The sequence below is a fragment of the Corynebacterium glaucum genome (genome assembly GCF_002287505.1).
GTDB lineage: Bacteria > Actinomycetota > Actinomycetes > Mycobacteriales > Mycobacteriaceae > Corynebacterium > Corynebacterium glaucum.
Genome location: NZ_CP019688.1, coordinates 828,889 through 851,269, shown reverse-complemented (window position 1 = coordinate 851,269; position 22,381 = coordinate 828,889). Strand labels below are relative to the sequence as shown.

Here is a 22,381-nt window from a genome sequence, read left to right as displayed (position 1 = left end):
TTGCCGCTGGCGTTAGAAGTGGTGCCGGAAGCTGCGATGGTCGCAACCTTAAAACCAGTATCAGCGCCGTTGGCAGACGTTGGTCGAACGACGAGAGGGCTGTCAGCTATTCATGCGAGGTCGTATTCGCGGACCTTGGTGATCACGGCCTTACGCATGAGGGCGAGGTTGCTCTGTGCGGAGTTGACTGCCAGGTAGATGAAGGTGTCCTTGTCCAGGAACTTGATCAGGTGAAGCTGGCCGGTCAGGGTGAGCAGCATATCCTCCAGGGTCGCGTTGATCGACAGCGCGTCCATGGTCTTGAACTTTGCCTTCACCATCTCAGAGTTGTACGCAGCTGCGACATCGAGGTCGAAGTCCGGGTACTTGGACACGGAAGCAAGGGACATACCGGTGTCGAGGTCAACGATGGATGCACCGATGAATCCGTTGAGATCCTCTGCGAGAGAGTTCAGGAAATTGTTCAGTGTGTCCTGCTGAGTCATTTGAAACCTTTCGGCTAGTCTCGTTCTTACCAAATCTTAGGGTAAGGTCGACGTTTAGATTTTACGGGCGAAAACGAGACTAGCTTTCCCAGAGATTTTCTTCAACGACACGCGAAAAATATCTGCTAATTCTGGGAGAAAATTAATGTCCCTCACTTTGTCAGCACCCATCGACAACGCAGCTCCGTTCATCATTCCGGACGACGCAATCATCGGTTCACACTCAGATTTCGAGGTAGTTTTCCTCGGCCCGGTCGGCATCGGCAAGACCACCGCAGTACGCACGCTTTCCTCCGTGCCTGCAGTAAGTTCGGAGGTTCTAGCCGTCAGCGGTGAAGACTTCGTGGCCCAGGAGAAGAAAACCACCACGGTCGGTATTGATATGGGCATGTGGGAGCGCCCGGACGGTTCGCAGGTAGCCCTTTTCGGCACCGCGGGTCAGGACCGTTTCCATTCATCTCGTACCCCCGCTCATAACCCCGAGGCAGGCATTGCCCTGATGCTTTTCGGCTACGAGCACATGCTTCGCGAACAGCTCGAGCTGTGGGTAGACATTTTGGACCAAAAGCGGGCGCTACACCGTACGGTAGTGGGAGTGAATTTCGTCTCCCAGGACGAGCCGGACCCGCTGCCAACGGTTCGCAAGATCCTGAACTCGATGGAACTCGGCGATATCCCCGCACTCATGGTGGACCCGCGTGATCCTGGAGACGTTGCTTCCATTGTCGAATCGGCACTGCAACGAGTTGAAAGGTTTCTGTAGCCCATGCAACGGGACTTCCCGACCCTGAATGATGACTGGAAGGAAGAGATCGGCCGCCACCGCCAGGTACGCGGTCACGATTTCGACAACAACGAGCTCGCCGCCGCGGCTCTGCCGGCAATGGCGCGGATGCGCGAGAGTGTTCCAGGCCTCTACGCGGTAGCCCTTGGCACCGGTGACGGTATGCACGTGTGCTCGCTCGGTCTCCCGGATTCGCAAGCCGCCTCTGAAATCAGCGCGCTGAGTTCTTCTATGCTCGGAGTCGCCGAAGCCCAGGGGCGAGTGCAGCGTCCGGACCAGGGTGATGCCCAGCCCGGCATCGTCACCATTTCCCGACCGAACAACGAGTTTGTCTCGCTGGTCAAGATCGATCATGCGGCGGTCGGCCACCTCGTCCTCACGATCTTCGCCCGCGAGACCCAGCTCGGCATGGTCGTGTACCACGCCCGCCAGCAGGCGAAAGAGATGAGCGATTGGCTCAGCGAGGAGTAGCCCCCACCCCGTCAGTGCCCCCAGTCGGACTCGAACCGACACTTGGCGGATTTTAAGTCCGCTGCCTCTGCCAATTGGGCTATAGGGGCCAGTGCTTATCGACGGACCCTTGTCCGACGCATCGCACAAGAAGCATACGGCACGGCTTCCGGCCCCTCAGAACCGCCTTGGTTACAGCACTTCTGTGGCGGTTGCTGAACGGATTTCTCTCGCACAGCGAGGTTGTTTCCGCAGACCTATTATTACTGTGCGCGATATAAGGCGCGCCTGAGGTTTTGCCAAACACCACTACTCCGGGAGAACACCATGAAGCTGCCTCCGCAGTTGCAACACTTCCTCAATTCGCCCCAGTTCCAGCAGGTACTTGCCGTTATTGTCGGCCTGCTCGTCGCCACCGGCCTCTTCGGCGCGTTCATCGGCGGTGGCAGCTCGAACCCGGACGGCTCGAGCAACAACGGTTCAAACTCCGGTGGCAACGGCACCGTCACCGCCACGGCCTCCGCCACTCCGTCTGCTTCCGCGTCTTCGTCTGCTCCGGAACCGAAGGCGTCCAACGCGGTGCTTGAGGCGCGCGCCAAGCTGAGCGCCACCTATCTGGCCGAAGGCCCGAACTCCGGCAAGGACACCGACCCCAAGAACGGCCAGAACCCGCCGTACGACGGCCAGGTTATCCCGGGCTTCTCCGGCGTGCAGGAGATCGGCGACGGCACCTTTTACGGCCTGCCTGATAACGGCTTCGGCGCGAAGGGGAACTCCTCCGACTTCCTGCTGCGCATCTACACGGTGAAGCCAACCTGGGAGACCGCAGACAACGCCGCGAACCCGGAGAAGGTTGGCGGCATCGAGGTACTCAACTTCATCCAGCTGAAGGACCCGAACAACGAAATTCAGTGGGACATCGTGAACAAGGACGATGCGAACCGCCCGCTCACGGGCGCCGATTTCGACCTCGAATCTTTCTGGGTTGCGGAGGACGGCACGTTCTGGATCGGTGAAGAGTTCGGCCCGTACATCCTCCACTTCGCCAAGGACGGCACCCTGCTCGAGGCACCGTACGCGCACCCGAGTGTGAAGAGCCCGTCGAACCCGACCCTGGGCAGCGAGACGGCGAACCTGCGCAACTCCAAGGGCTTCGAAGCTATGGCTAGCGACGGCCGCTACCTCTACCCCATCTTCGAGGGCTACATCGACGATGCCCAGAACAAGAAGGCGCGCGTCATCTCCCAGTTCGACATGCAGACGCAGCAGTACACGGACAAGTCGTGGACCTACCTCACCGAAGACGACGACTCGCTGATCGGTGACGCGTTCCTGACCAAGGACGGCACCCTGCTCGTCCTCGAGCGTGACGATGCCCTCGGCGCGGAAGCAAAGCTGAAGAAGATCTACGCAGTGAAGAACTTCGGCGATTCCACCCCGGCCGGTGAATTGAAGAAGGAAGAGCACGCAGACCTGCTCAGGATCGCGAACCCAGGCAAGATCGGCATGGTGTCCGACAAGGGCGCGTACGGCGTTGCCGACCCGTTCTCCTTCGCATTGCGCAGCGTAGAGACCATCATCCAGCTCGAGGACGGCCGCTACCTCACCGCTTTGGATAACAACTTCCCAGGCGATGACGGCCGCTATTCCGGCAAGCCGGACGACACCGAAATCATCATCTTCTCGGTGAAGTAACCCGCACGATTCACGACAACCCGCGCGTTATCCCATCTGCAAAGGGATCGCGCGGTTTCGTCAGAGCCGAGGCGGCTGAGCGCCCACGCTTGGCTACTCATGGAAGGACAGCACCCCGGTCGGCTGGCCGGTGAGGTTGTCGGTGTCTACCGCGCTCGAGCCCGATACAGATACCTTGGGGGCATCGAACATCTCGGTCAGGAAGTCGGACACCCACTGCAACAGCGCGGTGTCGCGCAGGTTCGGGCTGTTGATTGCCTTTGATTCGCGTGGCATCGGTACCTGGAGCGTCTTTGCCGCAGCGCGGTAGTTCGCACCGGGATATAGACGCTTGAGGCGCACCTGCTTGGAATCCGGGAGATCAACGGGGTGAAGTTTGAGCCGGGTGCCCTGAGTCAGGATGTCGGCAACACCCACCTCACGGGCCTGGTGGCGCAGCCGGGCAACAGCCATGAGGTATTCCACTTCGGTCGGCAGCGGTCCGAAGCGGTCCACCATCTCATCCGCGACGATGCGCAGCGCATCTTCGCTGCGGGCCTCGGCAAGTTTGCGGTACACCTCGAGGCGGAGGCGCTCGGAGTTGATGTAGGACTCCGGGATATGCGCGTCGACAGGCAGGTCGACGCGGATTTCCTTCGGCCCCTGGTCGGTGGCGTCGACGACTTCGCCCTGCATGAGCGCCTTGAACGTCTCCACCGCCTCGCCGACTAGGCGGACGTACATGTCGAACCCGACTCCGGCGATGTGGCCGGACTGCTCAGCACCCAGCACGTTGCCGGCACCGCGCATCTCCAGGTCTTTCTGCGCCACCGCAATGCCCGCGCCGAGATCGTTGTTCTGCGCGATGGTGGCGAGGCGGTCGTAGGACGTCTCGGTCAGTGTGTACTCCTTCGGGTACAAGAAGTAGGCGTACGCACGCTCACGCGAGCGCCCTACACGACCGCGCAGCTGGTGCAGCTGGCTCAGGCCCATGTTCTGCGCATTCTCGACGATTAGCGTGTTCGCGTTGGCGATGTCGAGGCCGGTCTCCACAATCGTGGTGCACACCAGCACATCGAAGTCACGGTTCCAGAACCCCTGCACCGTCTGCTCGAGCACCTGTTCGCTCATCTGCCCGTGGGCGACCACGACTCGCGCCTCGGGCACGAGTTCTCGCACTTGGCTTGCCACCCGCTCGATGTCGGCGACCTTGTTGTGGATGTAGAACACCTGGCCGTCGCGAAGCAGCTCGCGGCGGATTGCAGCCGCGACCTGTTTGTCCTCGTGCGGGCCGACGTACGTCAGCACCGGGTGGCGGTCCTCGGGTGGAGTGGTGATAGACGTCATCTCGCGGATGCCGGTCAGGCTCATTTCGAGGGTGCGCGGAATCGGCGTCGCAGTCATGGTGAGCACATCGACGTGGGACTTTAAGGCCTTGATGTGCTCCTTGTGCTCCACGCCGAAGCGCTGCTCCTCATCGACCACGATGAGGCCCAAGTTCTTCCACTGCACACCGGTTGCCAGGAGGCGGTGGGTGCCGATGACTACGTCGACCGAGCCGTCGGCAAGCCCAGCGTTGATTTCTTTGGCTTCCTTGGTTGAGGTGAAGCGAGACAGCTCACGCACGGTGACCCCGAAACCGTCCATCCGCTCGGAGAATGTGGTGAAGTGCTGTTGCGCTAGCAGCGTCGTGGGCACCAGCACCGCGACCTGCTTACCGTCCTGGACCGCCTTGAACGCCGCGCGGACTGCCACTTCGGTCTTGCCGAAGCCGACATCGCCGACGATGACGCGGTCCATCGGCACGGGCTTTTCCATGTCCTCTTTCACCGCTTCGATCGCCGCGAGCTGGTCCTCGGTTTCGACGAACGGGAACGCGTCTTCCATCTCGTGCTGCCACGGCGTGTCTGGGGCGAAGGCGTGGCCCGGCGCGGCTTGGCGCTTTGCGTAGAGCTCAATGAGCTCGCCCGCGATCTCGCGGACCGCGGCGCGGGCCTTGCGCTTGGTGGTCTTCCAGTCGGAGCCACCCATCTTGCTCAAGTGCGGTTGCTCGCCGCCGGTGTACTTGGACAGGAGGTCAAGCGACTCCATGGGCACCCACAACTGATCAGCGGGTTGGCCGCGTTTGGCGGGCTGGTATTCGAGCACGATGTACTCGCGGCGCGAGTCCTCGTCGCCGGCTTTGATGGTGCGCTCGGCCATCTTGAGGAACCGGCCGATGCCGTGGGTTTCGTGCACGACGTAATCGCCCGGCTGCAGCGCAAGCGGATCAACGCGGTTGCGGCGGCGCGGCGCGCGGCGCTTGGCACCCGCAATGTCGCCGACGCGGTTGCCGGTGACGTCGGTTTCGGACACCATGACTAGCCCGGGGGTCGAGCTCTGAGCAGAGAAGACGAGGCCTCCGTGGTTGAGGGCCTGGTACAGCGTCACCGCGCCTTCGACGGGTTCCAAGCCCGGCGTGGCGATGCGCGCCGAGATGCCGTGCTCGCGCAGGCGCTCCGCGGTTCGTTCAATCGTGCCCTTGGCTGGGGCCACAAACGCGGCTTTGCCGTGGTTGTCCTGCACGTGCAGCTTCAACGTGGCGTAGAGCTGCTCTATGGCCTTTTGATCGCCCTTGGGCGCGGGAGCGGCATCGAACTCAAGTGGCAGCGTCGCAGCGTCGTCGGCCACGAACATGCCGGGAGGTGCGAATGTCCACCACGCGTTTCCGGCCTTGCGGGCGGAAACCTCCAAGGATTCGAACGAGCGGTAGGACGATGCCGAGACATCAACGCCTTCGACCGCGACCGGTCCGTCGGCGCCCATGGCGGCCGCTTCCCACCCGGCTTCGAGGAATTCACGGTCGGTGGCGGCCAGGTCCTCGATGCGCGCACGCACCTTCTCCGGGTTGGTCACCAGCACAACCGCGCCGGAAGGCAATAGTTCCGGGAGGACCGCCCACGGCTGGTCGGTGAGCGCTGGCAGGAGCGCCTCTTCCCCATCGGCGTGGGTGCCCTCGGCCAGCCGGCCAAGCAGGCTCACCAACGTGGGGTTCGACGGGTAGGCGCGGGCGAGTTCATCGGCCCGCGTTTTGACGGAGTCGTCGATAAGCAACTGTCTCGCCGGGTAAAGCTCGACGGTAGGGGCTTCCTCGATGGTGCGCTGGTCGGCCACCGCGAAGGTGCGGATGTCGGTGACCTCATCGCCCCAGAACTCGATGCGCACGGGGTTGAGTGCGGTGGTGGGAAAGACATCGATGATGCCGCCGCGGGTGGCGAACTCACCGCGGCTGGCGACCATGTCCACGTGCGTGTAGGCGAACTGCTCGATCTCGCGGACCAGCCCGGTGAAATCGCGTTCCGTGTCCACCGCCACAGTGATCGGCGCAGGTGCGGGCAGCGCGGGCTGACACACGGCGCGAGCTGCGGCGACAATGACGCGGGGCAGCTCATGCAGCACCTTGGCGCGGCGGCCCACCACGTCCGCGGCGGGTGAAAGCCGCTCGTGCGGCAGGGTCTCATACGACGGGAAGTGGGCGACGCGATCCTCCCCCACGATCGCCTTGAGCTCCGCCGCGAGATCTTCAGCTTCGTGCGCGGTGGCGGTGACCACCAGGGTCGGAGCTTGACGCGCGATCGCGCCAACAACCCACGGGCGGGCTTGATCGATCGCGGTGATGTGCAGCGCCTCGTCGCCGACTCGCGCACCGACGCCTTGCAGCTTCGGGTCGGTAAGCGCGGAGGTCAACACACCCGCAAGCATCGGAGGAGCGGTCTGCGGTGTCGGGGAATCGCCTGGGGTCATTCGTCCTTCTCGGAATGTTCTGCGGGGTCTGCTTGGTATGCGGGGTCTGCTTGATCATCGGGGGCGACGTGCGGCAGGGCCTCGAGCCCGCGCAGGCCGTTCCAGCACAGGTTTGCAATGTGTCTGGCCACCGAGTGTTTGTCCGGCGTGCGCTCATCCAACCACCACAGGGCGGTGTTGGAGACCGTGCCAACCAGAGCCTGACCGTACAACGTCGCCGCGTCCTCATCTAATCCCCGGTGGTTGAACGCCAACGCAAGCAAATAGGACACTTGCGCGGTGACCCGGTTCAAGATAGTGGAGTAGGTTCCTTCCTCCCCCGGCACCTGACCGTGCGCGAGGATGATGAACCCGTCGGTGTCATCTTCAACGTAGGTCAGCAGCGCGAGCACGCCGCGCTCGATGCGCTCGCGCCAGCGGCCCTCCTGGATCGCGCCCACGATGGCTGCCTGGAGGCGTTCCATCTCCCGCTCGATCACGGCGCGGTAGAGCCCCTCTTTGCCGCCGAAGTGCTCGTAGACAACGGGCTTGGAGACGCCGGCCCGGCTCGCGATCTCCTCGACTGAAGTGCCGTCGTACCCGCGCTCGGCGAACACGCAGCGACCCACGTTCATAAGTTGATCCCGGCGCTGCGTGCCGGTCATCCGTTGACGAGCCATGGAATGCAGTTTACGGAACCGTAGCTTTGGACGGAGTGGCAGCTTCCCGCTAGCCGTCTGAACCCAAACCGATGTCCACACCGGTGCCCAAACCGATGCTCCAACCGATGTCCAAGACGGTGACGGAACGGAGGGTGTCCTTCCAGCGCTACCCGCGTCTTTGGGTTCACCGAGCGATGGTCTACACTCTTCTACTGTCTTTCCCCATGGTGTAATTGGCAACACTACGGTTTTTGGTACCGTCATTCTAGGTTCGAGTCCTGGTGGGGAAGCTTTTTTCGTCTGCAAGCGGAAGGCTGAATTCAGATGGCACGCACCATCACAATCGACCTTGACACGATGGAGATGACCTCCACCGCCGAGACGCTGGGAAACTCCGAGACGCTCACCGCCGGGATCGGCATGATTTTGACCAGCCTGAAGCACACTGCGGCATCTGAAGGGTGGGACGAGGCGAACCGCATCGGCGGTGAAGTGTGTGCGCTGATTGGGCAACTCGTGGACGAAGCACAAAGTTCCTAAGCCACCCCTAAAGGGGTGTCCCCAAGCCCACACTTGGGACCGTGACTATTTTTGGTCTTTGAACTGTCAATCACCTGTGTCGCCGTTTCCCCAGACACACTGATGAGAGGAACGTCCACAAATGAGCACCGCAACCCCGAACCCGAACGATCCGAACCGCGCGAAGGACACCTCAGCAGCTCGTGCTGCAAACGAGCGCGCCGAGACCTCGCCGGATCCGGACCAGAGCGAGATCGAAGAGCAGATGCCAACCGGCCAGAAGAAGTTCCCGTCCTGGCTCATCTGGATCGGCCTGGTCATCCTGGCATTTGCGCTGATCTGGGGCTTCCGCTCCTGCTCCGACGACTCCGACGAGCAGCCGATCTCTCCGACCGCCGACGCGACCGCGACCGCCGCAGAGAGCCCGGCAGCTGAGCAGGAGAACCCGGACACCGCTACCGAAGAGGTCACCGAGGACGCACCTGCCACCTCGACGAACTAAGCGCCCGAAATTCTTCCGCGGCGCGGAAACCTGGAACCGGCGTTTCTGGGTTTCCGCGCTGCTTTTTCGTCGTTAAGCGACAAGCCCCTAGTGCCCTGCAAGCTGCGGGGACTGGCCCGGCTCGACCACCACGAACTGGCCCATCATGCCCTCGTCCTCGTGGAAAAGCATGTGGCAGTGGAACATGTAGGCGAGCGTGGGATCCGGGTAGTAGCCGAATTCGACAAGCAGCTCCACCGTGGCCAGCGGCGGGATGTTGATCGTGTCGTGCCACCCGTGGGTGAACGCGAGCTCGCCGCCATCTACCCCCGCAACCTTGAACCGCGCGTTATGGATGTGGAAGTTGTGCGGCCAATCGTCGTTCTCGTTGGTCACCCGCCACAGCTCCGGCCCCTCATGGTCCACCACCACATCAACCCGGTGCATGTCCATCGATTGCTCGTTGATCTGGAAGCCGTTCAAGCGAAACTCCCGCTCGGTTTCAGGAGCAGTTTGCTTATCGACGCCATGGGCAACGAGCCGGCGCGGCAACTGCGGAGCCTCGGCGGCGTCTTCCGGTGGGCCGGTGATCTCGAGCAGGTCGAACGTGTCATGGAGCCCGAAGCCGTCCGCCGTCTTGCCTTTTGCCACGCCGCCGGAGCGCAGCGTGAGCTCCTCCCCCGGCTCGAGGTCCACGATGATTTCGACGCGCTCGCCGGGGCTGAGCAGCACCGCGTCGACTTCCACCGGCGCCTCGAGGAGCCCTTGGTCGGTGGCGATGACATGCACGGGCTTCCCCAACATGAGGTTGTGGAAGCGCATCGTCGCGCCGTTGAGCACGCGCAGGCGCACACGCCGGGTGGTCGCCTCGAAGCGGGGTTTGGTGATGCCGTTGATCAGCGGCGTGTCGCCGAGGAGGCCGTAGGTGGAGTCGATGATCTCGTCCAGCTGGCCGTCCTCGGTGAACTTCGCGTCCGTGATCACCACCGGGATGTCGTCAACGCCGTAGTTGTTGGGCAGCTCGAGGGCGTCCGCCTCCTCGTCCGCGATCACGATGGCGCCGGCAAGACCCCTGTAGGCGTGCAGCGCGGAAACCTCGTGCGGGTGCGGGTGGTACCAACACGTCGCCGCCGGCTGGTCGACGTCCCAGGCAGGCTCCCAGGTCTCGCCGGGATCGAACATCTGCGCCGGTCCCCCGTCGGCGGCCGCGGGCAAGTGCAGGCCGTGCCAGTGGACCACGGTCGGCTCCGAGACTTCGTTATGCACCGTCATCTCGATGCGCTCGCCGCGGCGCATGTACAGCGTCGGGCCCAGCCACGCGCCATTAAAGCCCCAGGTTCTGGTTGTCGTGCCCGGGACGATCTCGAACTCGCCCTCCTGCGCCGTGAGTTCGAAGCGGCGGGTGGTGCCGTCCAACTCTCCCTCCTCGAGCGGCGGGATGGGCAGCGGGCGCGCCTCCGCGTCAACGCCTTTCGGCACCGCCTGGTCAGAGCGCGTACCGCCGGGCCCTGCCGGCCCATCCATGTCTGTGCACGCGGCGAGCAGCGCACCGGCAGCAATCAGCGTGCCCTTGAAAAACGTCCGCCTGCCAAACCGCTCGTTCACCAAAACCTCCTGCTTAGCCGACACTTATTTCTGCGCCTCTACGTACTCGACCCTACTATCCGCACTATGGCAGACACCCCCGGCGATCACGCCCCCGCCAACGAAGAACGCAACGCGAAACGCTTCATCTGGTCCAACGGTTTGCAAAACATCGGCGACCAGATCGTCGCGCCCAAAACCGTCCTCCCGCGGCTGTTCACCGCCGCGGGCGTGCCCCACATTTTCACCTCGCTGCTTGTGCCGGCCCGCGAGTCGCTCTCGATGCTCCCCCAGGCATTCCTTTCCCCCTGGGTCACCTCGCACAAATCGCGCAAGCGCGTGTGGCTCATCGGTTCATGGGGCCAAGCCATCGCCGCAGGGATCATTGCGCTTTGTGCTTTGCTTTTCGACGGCTGGCTGCTCGGCATCGCAGTCGTCATCCTCTTAGCCATCCTGGCGCTCTTCCGGGCGCTGTGTTCCATTGCTGGCAAGGATGTGCAAGGCCGCACTATCTCCAAGGGCAACCGCGGGCTGATCACGGGCCGGGCCACAGCGCTCGCGGGCGCGTTTACGCTAGCGATCGGTTTGATACTCATGTTCCTGCCAGATGAGCTGCCCGCCTGGGGGCTCGCAGCGCTGCTCGCGCTCGGTGCGTCGACCTGGGCCTTCGCTTCGCTGGTGTTCCACGGAATTGAGGAACCGGAGCCGGAGAAATCCGGCTCCAACGGCGCCGACATGCGGCAGGTGTGGGAGTTGGTAAAAAGCGACGCGGACCTACAGCGCTTCTTGCTCGTGCGTTCGCTCATGCTGGTCACCGCCCTCTCTACCCCGTTCATCGTGGTGCTCGCGAGCGAGCAGGGCGCCAACCTCAGCGGGCTGGGTGCCTTCATCATCGCCTCCGGCGGCGCATCGCTGCTTGGTGGCCGGATCTCGGGGTTGTGGTCGGACAAGTCGTCGAAACGCACGATGGCCTGGTCGGCTGGCTTCGCTTCCGCGGTCTTGGTCGCGCTGGTCGCGTCGGCACGGTTGGCGCCGGACAGCGTCAACGCGTGGGTCTTCCCCGCCGGGTTCTTCCTGGTCAATTTGGCTCACACCGCGGTGCGCGTGAGCCGCAAGACCTACCTCGTCGACATGGCCGAAGGTGACCGCCGCACCGTGATCACCGGCGCGTCCAACACGGTGATGGGCGTGGTGCTGCTTGTCGTCGGCGGGATCTCCTCCGTGGTGTCCATCTTCGGCCCGCAGGCAACCTTGCTCTTCCTGGCAGTAGTGGGTTTTGCAGGCGTGTTCGGCGCATCCAGTTTGAAAGAGGTCTCCGCGCAAAACGCTGAAAACAGCTAGGCGTTAAGCTGGTCTGCGTTCCCGTGAACTGTCCCTTCACTTCAAAGGAGAACCCGAGTGGCCAATCACTCCGAACGCGCCGTAGTCGTCCTCGCGGCAGGTGCCGGCACCCGCATGAAATCTGACCGCCAGAAGACGCTGCACGAGATCGGCGGGCGCAGCCTGTTGTCCCACTCGCTGCACGCGGCAGCAGGCGTCCACCCGACCTACCTCGTGGCCGTGGTCGGGCACCAGCGCGATCAGGTCTCCCCGGAGGTCGAGCACATCGCCGAGCAGATGCAGGTTGAAATCCGCCAGGCCATCCAGGAGGAGCAAAACGGCACCGGCCACGCGGTCCAGATTGGCCTTACCGCCATTCCGGAATTCAATGGCACTGTCGTGGTGACAAACGGTGATGTTCCGCTCTTGACGGCTGAGACCATTGAGGCCCTCGTCGATAAGCATGAGCGTGAAGCTGCTGCGGTGACTGTGCTGTCTCTGGAGTTTGAGAACCCGACCGGTTATGGGCGCATTATCCGCGACCAGACTGGCGATGTGCGCGAAATCGTCGAGGAGAAAGACGCCAACGATGAGCAGCGCAAGGTCAAAGAGGTCAACTCCGGTGTCTTCGCGTTTGACGGCGCGGTGCTGCGCGACGCGCTGACCCGCATCACTTCGGATAACGCTCAGGGCGAGCTCTACATCACCGATGTGCTGGGCATTGCGCGTGGCGACGGCAAGAAGGTCGCCGCATTCCTCGCCCCTGACGCGCGCGAGCTGGCTGGCGTGAACGACCGTGTGCAGCTTGCCGAGGCTGGCAAGGAACTCAACCGCCGTTTGGTCGAGCGCGCGATGCGCGACGGCGCAACTGTGATTGATCCGGCAACCACCTGGATCGGTGTGGACGTAGAGATCGGCCGCGACGTGATCATCCACCCGAACACTCAGCTGTGGGGCTCGACCGTGATCGGCGACGGTGCCGTGATCGGCCCGGACACCACGCTCACCGATATGGAAGTGGGCGCTCGCGCAAAGGTCGTGCGCACCCAGGGTGAGCTCGGCGTGATCGGCGAGGAGGCCTCCGTCGGCCCGTTCACCTACATCCGCCCGGGCACCGAGCTGGGCGCGCGCGGCAAGCTCGGCGGCTTCGTCGAGTCGAAGAACGCCAAGATCGGTGAGGGTTCCAAGGTGCCGCACCTGACCTACATCGGCGACGCAACCGTGGGCGTGGAATCCAACATCGGCGCTTCCTCCGTGTTCGCCAACTACGACGGCGTGAAGAAGCACCACACCACCATCGGCGACTACTGCCGCACCGGCTCCGACACCATGTTCGTCGCACCGGTTACCGTGGGTGATGGCGCATATACCGGCGCGGGTACAGTTGTTACGCAGGATGTGCCGGCTGGCGCGCTTGCCATTAAGGAAGGTCGCCAGCGCAACATCGAAGGATGGGTGGAAGAAAACCGCCCGGGCACCGATGCGGCCGAGGCCGCGAAACAAGCACGAGAGAAATAAAGGACGGCATCTGAAGCTATGACTGGTTACTCGACCGAAAGCCACAAGGACCTCAAGGTTTTCTCCGGCCGCGCCCATCCCGAGCTGGCCGAGGCTGTGGCGAAGGAACTCGGTATCGAGTTGGTGCCCACCACCGCCCGCGACTTTGCCAACGGCGAGATTTTCATCCGCTTCGAGGAATCTGTGCGTGGCTCGGACTGCTTTGTCATGCAGTCCCACGACAAGCCGCTGAACAAGCAGATCATGGAGCAGCTCATCATGATCGACGCGCTGAAGCGCGGTTCCGCGAAGCGCATCACCGCGATCCTGCCGTTCTACCCCTACGCGCGCCAGGACAAGAAGCACCGCGGACGCGAGCCGATTTCCGCTCGCCTGATCGCGGACCTGCTCACCGCCGCGGGTGCGGACCGCATTGTCTCGGTGGATCTGCACACTGATCAGATTCAGGGCTTCTTCGACGGTCCGGTGGATCACATGCACGCCATGCCAATCCTGGTGGACTACATCAAGTCCAACTACTCGATGGACAACCTCTGCGTGGTCTCCCCGGACGCTGGCCGTGTGAAGACCGCAGAGAAGTGGGCGAACGCGCTTGGAGACGCACCGATGGCCTTCGTGCACAAGACCCGCGACATCGACGCAGCCAACAAGGTCGTGTCCAACCGCGTAGTTGGCGAGGTTGAGGGCAAGGACTGCATCCTCATGGACGACATGATCGATACCGGCGGCACCATCGCCGGCGCGGTCGGCGTGCTCAAGGAAGCCGGTGCGAAATCCGTGGTCATCGCGTGTACCCACGGTGTGTTTTCCGACCCGGCCCGCGAGCGCCTCAACGACTGCGGTGCTGAGGAAATCATCACCACCGACACCCTGCCGCAGAACACTGAGGGCTGGAAGAACCTCACCGTGCTCTCCATCGCACCGCTGCTGGCCAAGACGATCCGCGAGATCTTCGAAAACGGCTCGGTGACCACCCTTTTCGAGGGCCAGGCGTAGCAGTAGCCGGTCCCGAATAGCACCATGCGCCCCTCCTACAATGGGGCGCATGTTTCGTGCTGACCTTGAATCCCTGGCTGCCTATGTGCCCGGCGCGCGCAACGACCGCGCCGTGAAGCTGTCCTCCAACGAGTCCGCCGAGGCCCCGCTGCCCGGCGTAACCCAGGCAATGGTGGATGCACTCGCACAGGTGAACCGCTACCCCGACATGGGCGCGGTGGAACTGCGCGAGGCGCTGGCCGCGCACCTCGGTGTGACTGTCGAACAGGTCGCGGTTGGCACCGGGTCATCCGCGCTGTGCCAGCAGCTGGTCACCGCAACCTCCGGGCCGGGTGACGAGGTCATCTTCCCGTGGCGCTCATTCGAGGCATACCCCATCTTTGTGCAGGTCGCTGGCGCTACTGCGGTGCCCGTGCCGCTCACAGAGGACTACCGCATGGATCTCGCGGCGATGGCCGACGCCATCAACGAGAACACCAGCATGATCTTCGTGTGCAACCCGAACAACCCGACCGGCACCACGATCACTTGCGCCGAGTTCACCGAATTCATGTCACGCGTTCCCGCCGACGTCCTTGTTGCGCTTGATGAGGCGTACTTCGAATACAACCGCGCACACGACACCCCCGTCGCCACCGAGGAAATTGCGAAGTACCCAAACGTGGTGGGGCTACGCACGTTCTCGAAGGCCTACGGGCTCGCCGGGGCGCGCGTCGGCTACGCGTTCGGCCCCGCCCCCATCATCGAGGCACTGAACAAGGTTGCCGTCCCATTCTCGGTCAGCACCCCAGCACAAGCAGGTGCTGTCGCATCGCTTTCGCTTGACGACGAACTTTCGGACCGCATCGACGAAACCTGCACCGAGCGGACTCGCCTGGTGGAGTTCTTCGCCGAGTACGGCACCCGGGCGACGGAGACCAACTTTGTGTGGGTCCCCGCGGACGGTCTGCCGGTCGCTGCGAAAGAATTCGCAGCCGCCCTCAGCGAGGCCGGAGTGCTCGTGCGCGCCTTTGACGACGGCATCCGGATCAGCGTGACCAACGCGCACGAGACCGACGCGTGCATTGCTGCCTGGGAGACCGTGGCAGGTAACTACCGCTAGGAGCTGCCGCTAGCGGCTGCCGCTATCGGCGCACGTCGTCACCGATCACCGTCGGCAAGACAAGCGGAGCCTCGCCGAGCAACGCGCGTAGGTTGCCGTCACGTTCGACTGCAGAAGTGACCGCCTTGACCTTCGACGATTTGCGGTCGTTGTTGCCGTTGCCCGCGGCACCTGCCATCGGTGCGCCACCGACCGCCATGGCACGTGATTGCTGGTTCGCATGGGCTTGACTGCCATGAGCTGAGCCATTCGCACCGTGGGCAAGTCCGCCGGCACCGAGTCCGCCACCGGTTGCTCCTGCGCCCGCGCCGGCACCCGCTCCGGCACCGAACCCGCCACCCATCGCGCCTCCGAGCGGCATGCTTGTAGGCGCGAAGCCAGCTCCGCCGCCGATGCCGCCGCCCATTCCGCCGCGCGGAATCGCGCCGCCCTGCCCGGCACCGCCGATGCCTGCGCCTGGCAGCGGAGGACGCGGTCCCCCAGCTTGGCCCGCCAGGGGTTGCATGGCGGGAATCTCACCTCGGCCGTTAATGCCGCCACCGGCCGCGCCACCACGCTGGCTCTGTGCAGTCGTCACTGCGTTCGTGGTGCCAGGCGACAGTGGAGAATAACCCACGCGACCACCGGCACCGCTTCCCAACGCGCCTGCGGCACCCGCGCCACCCGTCGGTGCAATCATGCCACCCGCAGGGCCAAGACCACCGGTGCCACCTCCAAAGATGCCGCCGGCCCCGTTGCCCGCCAATCCGTTGAGCGAACCAGTGTTCTGCGCCAGGTTGCCGAGTGCAGAACCGGGAGTGAGCGAAGGTGGCATTGTCGGAGCCGCCACCGATGCCGCCTGGGTCCTGGTTTCACCGGCAGCGATAGCTGCCAAAGTGTCGGGGTTCGGCTGACCATACTGGCTGATGACCTCACTCGGGGTCTGCGCGCGGGCGAGATCACCGTATCCATTTGCCGTCAGCGCCTCGGCCACGACAGACGGAAGCGGCGAACGATCGAACGAAGGTGCATTTGGCTCAGTGATCTCGTTGATGGAAAAAGGATCTCCCGAGATCGTTGACAGGTCAGGTAGCAGCTTGTCGAAGCGCGGAACAGTTGTCGTCAGGGATGCCGTCGCACGCGGCGAGAACGCGGCCATCACTGCGCGTTCAAAAGCGAGCTTCAGCTCCGGCTTTGGGATTGCCATGTACGTCGCGTAGGACGCCGCAGCCATGGTGGATTCAGCAGAAGTCGTTGCAGCGAGTGCGATGTTGTGTCCAGCCATCTGCGATGCGTGCATCGCGTACTGCGCTCCGGCCCGCTGGATCTGGTTGATGCGGGCATCGCCGTTGCGAACCCACTCGGTCTCCATTGAAGACGCCAGAAGGTTCTTGACGCTATAAAGAGAAGTCACGCTGTCGGTGATTTGAGTAGCGACACTGTTCCAGAAGGCCGACTCAGCATGCGGAGCACCAACGTTCGTTGCCATGAACTGGTTGTGCAGAAGCGGCAGGCTTCGCTGCGGTCGTACGACATGCTCCTGCGGTACAAAAGGGGATGCTTTTGCATTAACCGATTCCATGTTGGCGAGGAATTGGCCCATGATTCCGTGAAAGTCGACGTTGGGCACGTGGAGGGAATCAAAGGTCCCTGCGAACGAACCATCCGCGCGCTGCACATTCGCGACATTCGTTTCAGCAATTTTCGCAGCATCCATGAGATGATCCGAAAGCGCTCCGAATGATTCCGGTGAATAGAAGTTTGAAACAGTTCCGAGTTTGCGTCCGGCCTGTTTGAAGCCAGAGACAGTTGAAAACCCGTCCAAGTTTGAATCTTGGGCGCTGCGTTTCGAACGCAGCAACTTCGCTGATTCCACTTTGAGAGCTTCTACAGCCCTTTCAATAGACTCCACGTCGAGTCGAATTCGGTTCCCCACGATTTCCCCCATAGAGCTGGCTTTTTCATCCCCGTTGAATCTGTCATATCAAACGCTACATCGGATCAGTGCCCATAACTAGATCCGGAGTGCGCACTAAAGTGGACGATTCACTCTGAACCATGTGCAATGAATAACTGCTCCGTCATGTCGATTGCAATGCGGCAAATGTCATCCTGGGAGACCCGACGTGACATTCCCCCAACTGCCGCACCCACGCCGCCTCGCAGCGTATCGACCTGGGTGTAGCAATCCCCTTCTACACCATCTTTAGGGCCGTAGACGATTATCTCCGGGAGCAGCGTCGAAGTGTATCGGTGGTGGACTACTGCTGCTTCTTCCAACATCCTTCGGTTAAGGCTGCCGTTTGAAAAACTCTTTACTACGAAATCGGAATCACTCGCTATCTCGCAATACGACAACCCACTTAACTCGTTAATCGAGTCGAACTCCGGCAGCCTTTCAAACCCCGCCTCCGCGTACTCCGCTTCCGTGATCTCGGTGCAGGGGTCGAAGAGGTCATCACCGAGCGCGTAGGGGTCGAAGTCCCCGAACTCCAACACCCCGCTCTCAAAGACAAACGCGCGCGGTGAGCCAGCCGCTGGGGTCACGGTTTCGTTGGGCGAATTTCCATCGGGCGAATCAGTGGCAACCTCAGTGAACGCCGGCTCGGCTAACTGACCGTCCCCCCTTACCGTGCAGCCAGCTAACGCCAGCGCGAGCAGCAAGACAGTCGTACCAATTTTGCGCATGAGCTCAGTCCCCCAGAAAGTGACGCGGTCCCGCCTATAGTGCCCTATCCCAAGCTGCGTTGCTGGCTGGGAAGGCGTTGCTATGAGCCGTCGATAAGCAAACTCGCTCTTGGCGTGCGGGTCGCGAACGCCGATCATCTTCGCCTCGGAGTACTCGAGCATGCCCTCCTTCACGCCTTCGCGGCCCAGGCCGGAAGCCTTCAAGCCGCCGACCTCGAGGTTGTCGAAGGCGCGCCAGAGCATGTCCGGGTTCTCGGAGAAGAACGTAGGACGCGAGCCCGTACTCGGTGTGGTTGGCCAACACAGTATCCAGTAGATTTTTCGTGTTAGCATTTCGTCTCCTTCGCCTGCGATCCGCGCCTTCCGGTTTATCAGCACCCAGGCGTGTCACGTCGGAAGCTGACTTAGCGATAGAAGAGTGGACGCGAGCTACATTTTGAGCTTTTCGCTTATCGACGATCTTTTGAACGCCCCGGAGGCCCCATGACCGTTTCCCACACCACGCCCGCGGAGCGCCGCCGGGTCATTGCCGCCACCACGATCGGCACCGCTATCGAGTGGTACGACTTCTTCCTGTATGCGGCAGTCGCCGGCTTGGTGTTCAAGCAGACGATGTTCGCTCCGCTTGGTGCTGCCTCCGCAACGATTGCGGCGTTCATGACCGTCGGCCTGTCCTTCCTGTTCCGCCCGCTGGGTGCGATTCTCGCGGGCTACTTCGCAGACCGGTTCGGCCGCCGCGCGGTGCTCATGGTCACCCTGTTTGCCATGGGCCTGGCTACGACGCTGATCGGCCTGATGCCCACCTACGCCACCATCGGATGGCTGGCGCCCGCGATCCTGGTGATGCTGCGCATTATCCAGGGCATCTCTGCCGGTGGCGAGTGGAGTTCGGCAGTGCTGATGTCTGTCGAGCACGCCCCCGTCGATAAGCGAGGGCTCTTTGGCTCCGGCCCGCAGGTCGGTGCTCCCGCCGGCCTGCTGCTGTCTTCGGCTGCTCTGGCTTTGATGAACATGATTGCGCCGGGCGATGCCTTTGTGGAGTGGGGCTGGAGAGTGCCGTTCCTGTTCTCCCTTGTCTTGATGCTGCTGGGTTGGTGGATTCGTACCGGTGTGGACGAATCCCCGGTGTACGCGGAGATGGCGCAGGATCGCTCCCACGAGGCGAAGAACCCGCTGGGCACGCTGTTTGCCAACCACTTCCCGCTGGTGATCACCGCTGCGCTCGCGTTCGCCGCGAACAGTGCGGTGGGCTACATGACCACCGGCGGTTACGTGCAGAGCTACGTGACCAACCCGGATGGCCTTGCCATCCCGCGCGGTGACATCCTGTGGGCCGTGACCGCATCGGCTGCGACCTGGATGATCAGTACCGCGTTCGCCGGCTGGCTGTCGGACTACCTGGGCCGCACCATCACGCTCACGATCGGTTTCGTGGTGCAGTTCATCGGCGTAGCTGTGCTGTTCCCATTGGTGGACACGGGCGAGATTGCGAAGATCTACGGCGCGCTGATCTTCCTGGCAGTGGGCATTGGTCTCTCGTACGGACAGGTAGCGGCGCTGTACGCCGAGTTCTTCCCGGCATCGGTGCGCGCCTCCGGAACGGCGATCAGCTACGCGCTCGGCGCGATCCTGGGCGGTGCCTTCGCCCCCACCATCGCAGCCCGCCTGTACGAGTCCACCGGCGGCAACCGTGCGATTACCATCTACCTGCTGGTGATGACAACGGTCGGCCTGTTCATTTCCATCATCATGCGCGAGCGCAAGGGCATCCCGCTCGGCCACGAATACGAGGACATTCAGTCCCAAGGTCATTTTGTGTGGCAGCCGCGCCCTGCTAGTCTGTAGCGGTCTCGGCGAGGGCTGACATTCCGCGAAAGAACGAAGCCGTTATCGACGCGATACGATCCTTATCCTGCGATCACTCGACGAGCACGTACCCGTTGAAGTGGTCGCGGTTTCGTTTTCTCGCGGCCCTTCTCATTCAGACAGAAGGAGCATCACCATGGCTATTACCCCGCCGATTGTGAAGGCTGAGCGCCGCGAAGAGTTTGGCAAGGGCGCTGCACGTCGCCTGCGCCGCGACGGCAAGATCCCGGGCGTTCTTTACGAAGCCGGCATCGAAAACACCCACTTTGCGGTTGACCGCATCGAGATCACCGCGCTGGTGCGCAACAACGGTACCAACGCAATTCTGGAGCTTGATGTCGACGGCACCAAGCTGCTCTCCATGGTCAAGCACATCGACCAGAACGTGCTCACCCTGGAGATCGACCACATCGACCTGCTGGGCATTAAGCGCGGCGAGAAGGTTGTCGTGTCCGTCCCGGTCATCACCGAGGGCGAGGCTGCTCCGGGCGCAGTGGTCCTGCAGGAGGCAACCGAGGTCGAGATCGAGATCGACGCGCTGAACATCCCGGACGAGATCTCCATCTCCATCGAGGGCAAGGAGATCGGCGACCAGATCTTCGCATCCGACATCACCCTGCCGGAAGGCGCAGAGCTCATCTCCGATCCGGAGACCCTGCTTGTCAACGTCACCTTCGAGCAGGTTGATGAGGAGCTCGAGGAAGCCGCTGCCGAGGCTGAGGAAGGCGGCGCAGAGGCTGGCGCCGATGCGGACGCAACCGTCGAGATCGCCGATGGCGGCGAGGGCGACGAGGGCGCTTCCGAGTAAGCATTTCGCTTATCGACGGCCGGCGGGAACGGTGTACAACCGTATCCCCCGGCCGTTTGCCGTTTTGGGGCTCAGCGCCACACGGCGGCGCGAAAGTTTTTAGTCCTGCGCGTCGAAGGTTTGCCGGTGCTGTTGAATATCGGCGAAGTTTGCCTCCACCCACGTCCGCAGCGAGACCATCGGTCCAACCAAGCCGCGGCCGAGCTCGGTGAGTTCATACTCGACGCGCGGCGGGGATTCGGCGTAGGACTGGCGCGCAACGATACCTTCACGCTCTAGGGCGCGAAGCTGTTCAGTAAGAACTTTGGCGCTGATGCCACCAACCTCGCCCCGCAGATCGCCAAATCGCTGAGGCCCATCTTGCAAGCTGTTGACCACGAGCACTGTCCACTTGTTCGCAATGGTCACCAGCGCGGATCGCGAAGGACAGGTGGCGAGCATGACATCCCAGAGCTGCTCACCGGCTTGTTTCTCAGACACGGGCCCAGTGTATCGCCGGGCCTTGACATTCAGTCCCTGGGCAGTAGTATCCGCCATTAGTTACATTTTGTAACTATCACCCTCTATGGCTCACCAAGGAGCAACCATGTCCTCTGCGCTAAACACCGTGAACACCTATTTCTCCAACCTCGCCGAGGGTCGCGTCCCCGAAGCGCTCGCTCTGCTCGCCGACGATGTCATCTGGCACCAGCCCGGCGCGAACAAATTCTCTGGCACGCACACAGGCCCCGGTGCAGTCGCCTCCATCCTTGGCCAAATGGCCGACGACACCAGCGGCACCTTTATCGTCGCGCCGACTGGCCCCGCGATGGTCAACGAGGACCACGTAACCGTGCCACTTTCCTTCAGCGGCACTAAGGGCAGCCAGTCGCTCGATCAGCCCGGCATTGACCTGCTCATTGTCCGCGACGGCAGGATTGCCGAGGTGTACCTGTTCTCTTCCGACCCCGACGCAGAGGACCGGTTCTGGGGCAACTAGTCGCCGATGCCTACACTGGCCGGCGTGAGTGACTCCCCCGTCTTGATCGTCGGCCTGGGTAATCCCGGCCCGCAGTACGCATCCACCCGCCACAACGCCGGCGTAGCGGTGATTGAGGAGTTGCTCGAGCGCGCCACCCCGATGGCTGCGCGACTCTCGGTGCACAAGCGTACAAACACCGAGGTCGCCGAGCTCGCGGCGGGCCGCCTCTCTCCCGGCCGCCAGGTCGTGCTCGCCCGCACCCGCGCATTCATGAACCTCTCGGGTGGCCCAGTCAAGGCGCTGCTCGATTACTTCCGCGTCCAACCCGCTGATCTATATGTGGTGTACGACGAATTGGATCTGGAACTCGGCGAGGTCAAGCTGCGTCTCGGCGGCGGCGATCATGGGCACAACGGCCTGAAGTCAGTGACCAAGTCGCTCGGCGGCAAGCCCTACAACAAGCTCGCGGTTGGTATCGGTCGCCCGCCCGGACGCATGGCACCGGCAGACTACGTGCTCAATCCATTCTCCGCGAAGGAGCAAGTCGATCTCTCAATCGCAGCCGCTGATGCCACCGACGAACTCCTCCGCGCCATAAACTGATCAGGCAGCGCCCCTGCCTCTGCCCCAGGCCCTCTACCTCTTCTCCCCATGCGTGCCAACCCCTCTACATCCAGTGTAGAGGGGTCCGTCTTTTGCGTATCCGCCACCTGGGCTTTTCGCCTTCGATGTGCCGACCCCT

The 22,381-nt window shown here is 62.7% G+C and carries 20 protein-coding genes and 1 tRNA gene; 13 read left to right on the top strand and 8 right to left on the bottom strand.

Translation table 11 applies throughout. From position 1 onward, the window contains the following. Window positions 1-110 precede the first annotated feature (110 nt). Window positions 111-485 (bottom strand): hypothetical protein, encoded by a 375-nt coding sequence (locus CGLAU_RS04195; RefSeq protein ID WP_095659610.1) that lies wholly within the window; start codon window positions 483-485, stop codon window positions 111-113. A 145-nt stretch (window positions 486-630) separates the two neighbouring features. Here CGLAU_RS04195 and CGLAU_RS04190 point away from each other — a divergent pair, with 145 nt between their 5' ends. Together CGLAU_RS04190 and CGLAU_RS04185 are read left to right on the top strand one after the other, a co-directional pair. Continuing rightward, the gene (locus tag CGLAU_RS04190; protein WP_095659609.1) at window positions 631-1,248 is read left to right on the top strand and encodes a hypothetical protein; all 618 of its coding nucleotides are present in this window, start codon (window positions 631-633) and stop codon (window positions 1,246-1,248) included. A 3-nt stretch (window positions 1,249-1,251) separates the two neighbouring features. Continuing rightward, window positions 1,252-1,740 (top strand): roadblock/LC7 domain-containing protein, encoded by a 489-nt coding sequence (locus CGLAU_RS04185; RefSeq protein WP_095659608.1) that lies wholly within the window; start codon window positions 1,252-1,254, stop codon window positions 1,738-1,740. 15 nt (window positions 1,741-1,755) lie between these two features. Here the strand turns inward: CGLAU_RS04185 and CGLAU_RS04180 are convergent. Further along, window positions 1,756-1,829, bottom strand: a tRNA-Leu gene (locus tag CGLAU_RS04180). A gap of 217 nt (window positions 1,830-2,046) precedes the next feature. On the opposite strand from CGLAU_RS04180, the gene CGLAU_RS04175 reads away from it, so the two are divergent. After that, on the top strand, window positions 2,047-3,414 hold the full coding sequence (locus CGLAU_RS04175; protein WP_095659607.1) for an esterase-like activity of phytase family protein: 1,368 nt from the start codon (window positions 2,047-2,049) through the stop codon (window positions 3,412-3,414). Window positions 3,415-3,507: 93 nt separating this feature from the next. Here CGLAU_RS04175 and mfd read toward each other — a convergent pair whose 3' ends face one another. Both mfd and CGLAU_RS04165 read right to left on the bottom strand, forming a co-directional pair. Then, window positions 3,508-7,176, bottom strand: a complete 3,669-nt coding sequence (gene mfd / locus CGLAU_RS04170; protein ID WP_095659606.1) for a transcription-repair coupling factor — start codon at window positions 7,174-7,176, stop codon at window positions 3,508-3,510. Next, on the bottom strand, window positions 7,173-7,835 hold the full coding sequence (locus CGLAU_RS04165) for a TetR/AcrR family transcriptional regulator (protein ID WP_095659605.1): 663 nt from the start codon (window positions 7,833-7,835) through the stop codon (window positions 7,173-7,175). Before CGLAU_RS04165 ends, mfd begins: the two co-directional genes overlap by 4 nt. A gap of 306 nt (window positions 7,836-8,141) precedes the next feature. Between CGLAU_RS04165 and CGLAU_RS04155 the strand changes: the two genes are divergently transcribed. Next, window positions 8,142-8,357 carry a hypothetical protein gene (locus CGLAU_RS04155; RefSeq protein ID WP_095659604.1) on the top strand — a complete coding sequence of 72 codons (216 nt, stop codon included), beginning with the start codon at window positions 8,142-8,144 and terminating at the stop codon, window positions 8,355-8,357. Between the two features lie 121 nt (window positions 8,358-8,478). After that, window positions 8,479-8,838: a hypothetical protein gene (locus tag CGLAU_RS04150; protein WP_095659603.1), complete on the top strand. Its 360-nt coding sequence runs from the start codon at window positions 8,479-8,481 to the stop codon at window positions 8,836-8,838. Window positions 8,839-8,925: 87 nt separating this feature from the next. Here the strand turns inward: CGLAU_RS04150 and CGLAU_RS04145 are convergent, their stop codons facing one another. Continuing rightward, the gene (locus tag CGLAU_RS04145) at window positions 8,926-10,446 is read right to left on the bottom strand and encodes a multicopper oxidase family protein (RefSeq protein WP_232507193.1); all 1,521 of its coding nucleotides are present in this window, start codon (window positions 10,444-10,446) and stop codon (window positions 8,926-8,928) included. Between the two features lie 42 nt (window positions 10,447-10,488). Between CGLAU_RS04145 and CGLAU_RS04140 the strand changes: the two genes are divergently transcribed. Genes CGLAU_RS04140 through hisC form a run of 4 tightly spaced genes read left to right on the top strand, consistent with a single transcriptional unit; the run spans window position 10,489 to window position 15,337 of the window. After that, on the top strand, window positions 10,489-11,742 hold the full coding sequence (locus CGLAU_RS04140; RefSeq protein ID WP_095659602.1) for an MFS transporter: 1,254 nt from the start codon (window positions 10,489-10,491) through the stop codon (window positions 11,740-11,742). A gap of 57 nt (window positions 11,743-11,799) precedes the next feature. Continuing rightward, entirely contained in the window at window positions 11,800-13,239 is a 1,440-nt protein-coding gene (glmU, locus tag CGLAU_RS04135; protein ID WP_095659601.1) for a bifunctional UDP-N-acetylglucosamine diphosphorylase/glucosamine-1-phosphate N-acetyltransferase GlmU, read from the top strand. 18 nt (window positions 13,240-13,257) lie between these two features. Further along, window positions 13,258-14,235: a ribose-phosphate diphosphokinase gene (locus CGLAU_RS04130; protein ID WP_095659600.1), complete on the top strand. Its 978-nt coding sequence runs from the start codon at window positions 13,258-13,260 to the stop codon at window positions 14,233-14,235. A 49-nt stretch (window positions 14,236-14,284) separates the two neighbouring features. Continuing rightward, complete coding sequence (hisC, locus tag CGLAU_RS04125; protein ID WP_095661028.1) at window positions 14,285-15,337, top strand: histidinol-phosphate transaminase; 1,053 nt, start codon at window positions 14,285-14,287, stop codon at window positions 15,335-15,337. A 22-nt stretch (window positions 15,338-15,359) separates the two neighbouring features. Here the strand turns inward: hisC and CGLAU_RS04120 are convergent, their stop codons facing one another. Next, window positions 15,360-16,805 (bottom strand): hypothetical protein, encoded by a 1,446-nt coding sequence (locus CGLAU_RS04120; protein WP_157731259.1) that lies wholly within the window; start codon window positions 16,803-16,805, stop codon window positions 15,360-15,362. A 557-nt stretch (window positions 16,806-17,362) separates the two neighbouring features. Beyond that, window positions 17,363-18,247: a DUF3558 family protein gene (locus CGLAU_RS12355; protein WP_232507192.1), complete on the bottom strand. Its 885-nt coding sequence runs from the start codon at window positions 18,245-18,247 to the stop codon at window positions 17,363-17,365. A 240-nt stretch (window positions 18,248-18,487) separates the two neighbouring features. Here CGLAU_RS12355 and CGLAU_RS04110 point away from each other — a divergent pair, with 240 nt between their 5' ends. Both CGLAU_RS04110 and CGLAU_RS04105 read left to right on the top strand, forming a co-directional pair. Then, window positions 18,488-19,849, top strand: a complete 1,362-nt coding sequence (locus tag CGLAU_RS04110; RefSeq protein WP_095659598.1) for an MFS transporter — start codon at window positions 18,488-18,490, stop codon at window positions 19,847-19,849. A gap of 157 nt (window positions 19,850-20,006) precedes the next feature. Further along, complete coding sequence (locus CGLAU_RS04105; RefSeq protein WP_095659597.1) at window positions 20,007-20,678, top strand: 50S ribosomal protein L25/general stress protein Ctc; 672 nt, start codon at window positions 20,007-20,009, stop codon at window positions 20,676-20,678. A 99-nt stretch (window positions 20,679-20,777) separates the two neighbouring features. On the opposite strand, the gene CGLAU_RS04100 is transcribed toward CGLAU_RS04105, so the two are convergent. Beyond that, a complete protein-coding gene (locus tag CGLAU_RS04100; protein WP_232507191.1) occupies window positions 20,778-21,158 on the bottom strand; it encodes a winged helix-turn-helix transcriptional regulator in 381 nt (126 codons plus the stop codon). Window positions 21,159-21,264: 106 nt separating this feature from the next. On the opposite strand from CGLAU_RS04100, the gene CGLAU_RS04095 reads away from it, so the two are divergent. Next, window positions 21,265-21,657 (top strand): nuclear transport factor 2 family protein, encoded by a 393-nt coding sequence (locus tag CGLAU_RS04095; protein WP_157731258.1) that lies wholly within the window; start codon window positions 21,265-21,267, stop codon window positions 21,655-21,657. A gap of 24 nt (window positions 21,658-21,681) precedes the next feature. Continuing rightward, window positions 21,682-22,242 carry an aminoacyl-tRNA hydrolase gene (gene pth / locus CGLAU_RS04090; protein WP_095661027.1) on the top strand — a complete coding sequence of 187 codons (561 nt, stop codon included), beginning with the start codon at window positions 21,682-21,684 and terminating at the stop codon, window positions 22,240-22,242. Window positions 22,243-22,381: the final 139 nt, after the last annotated feature.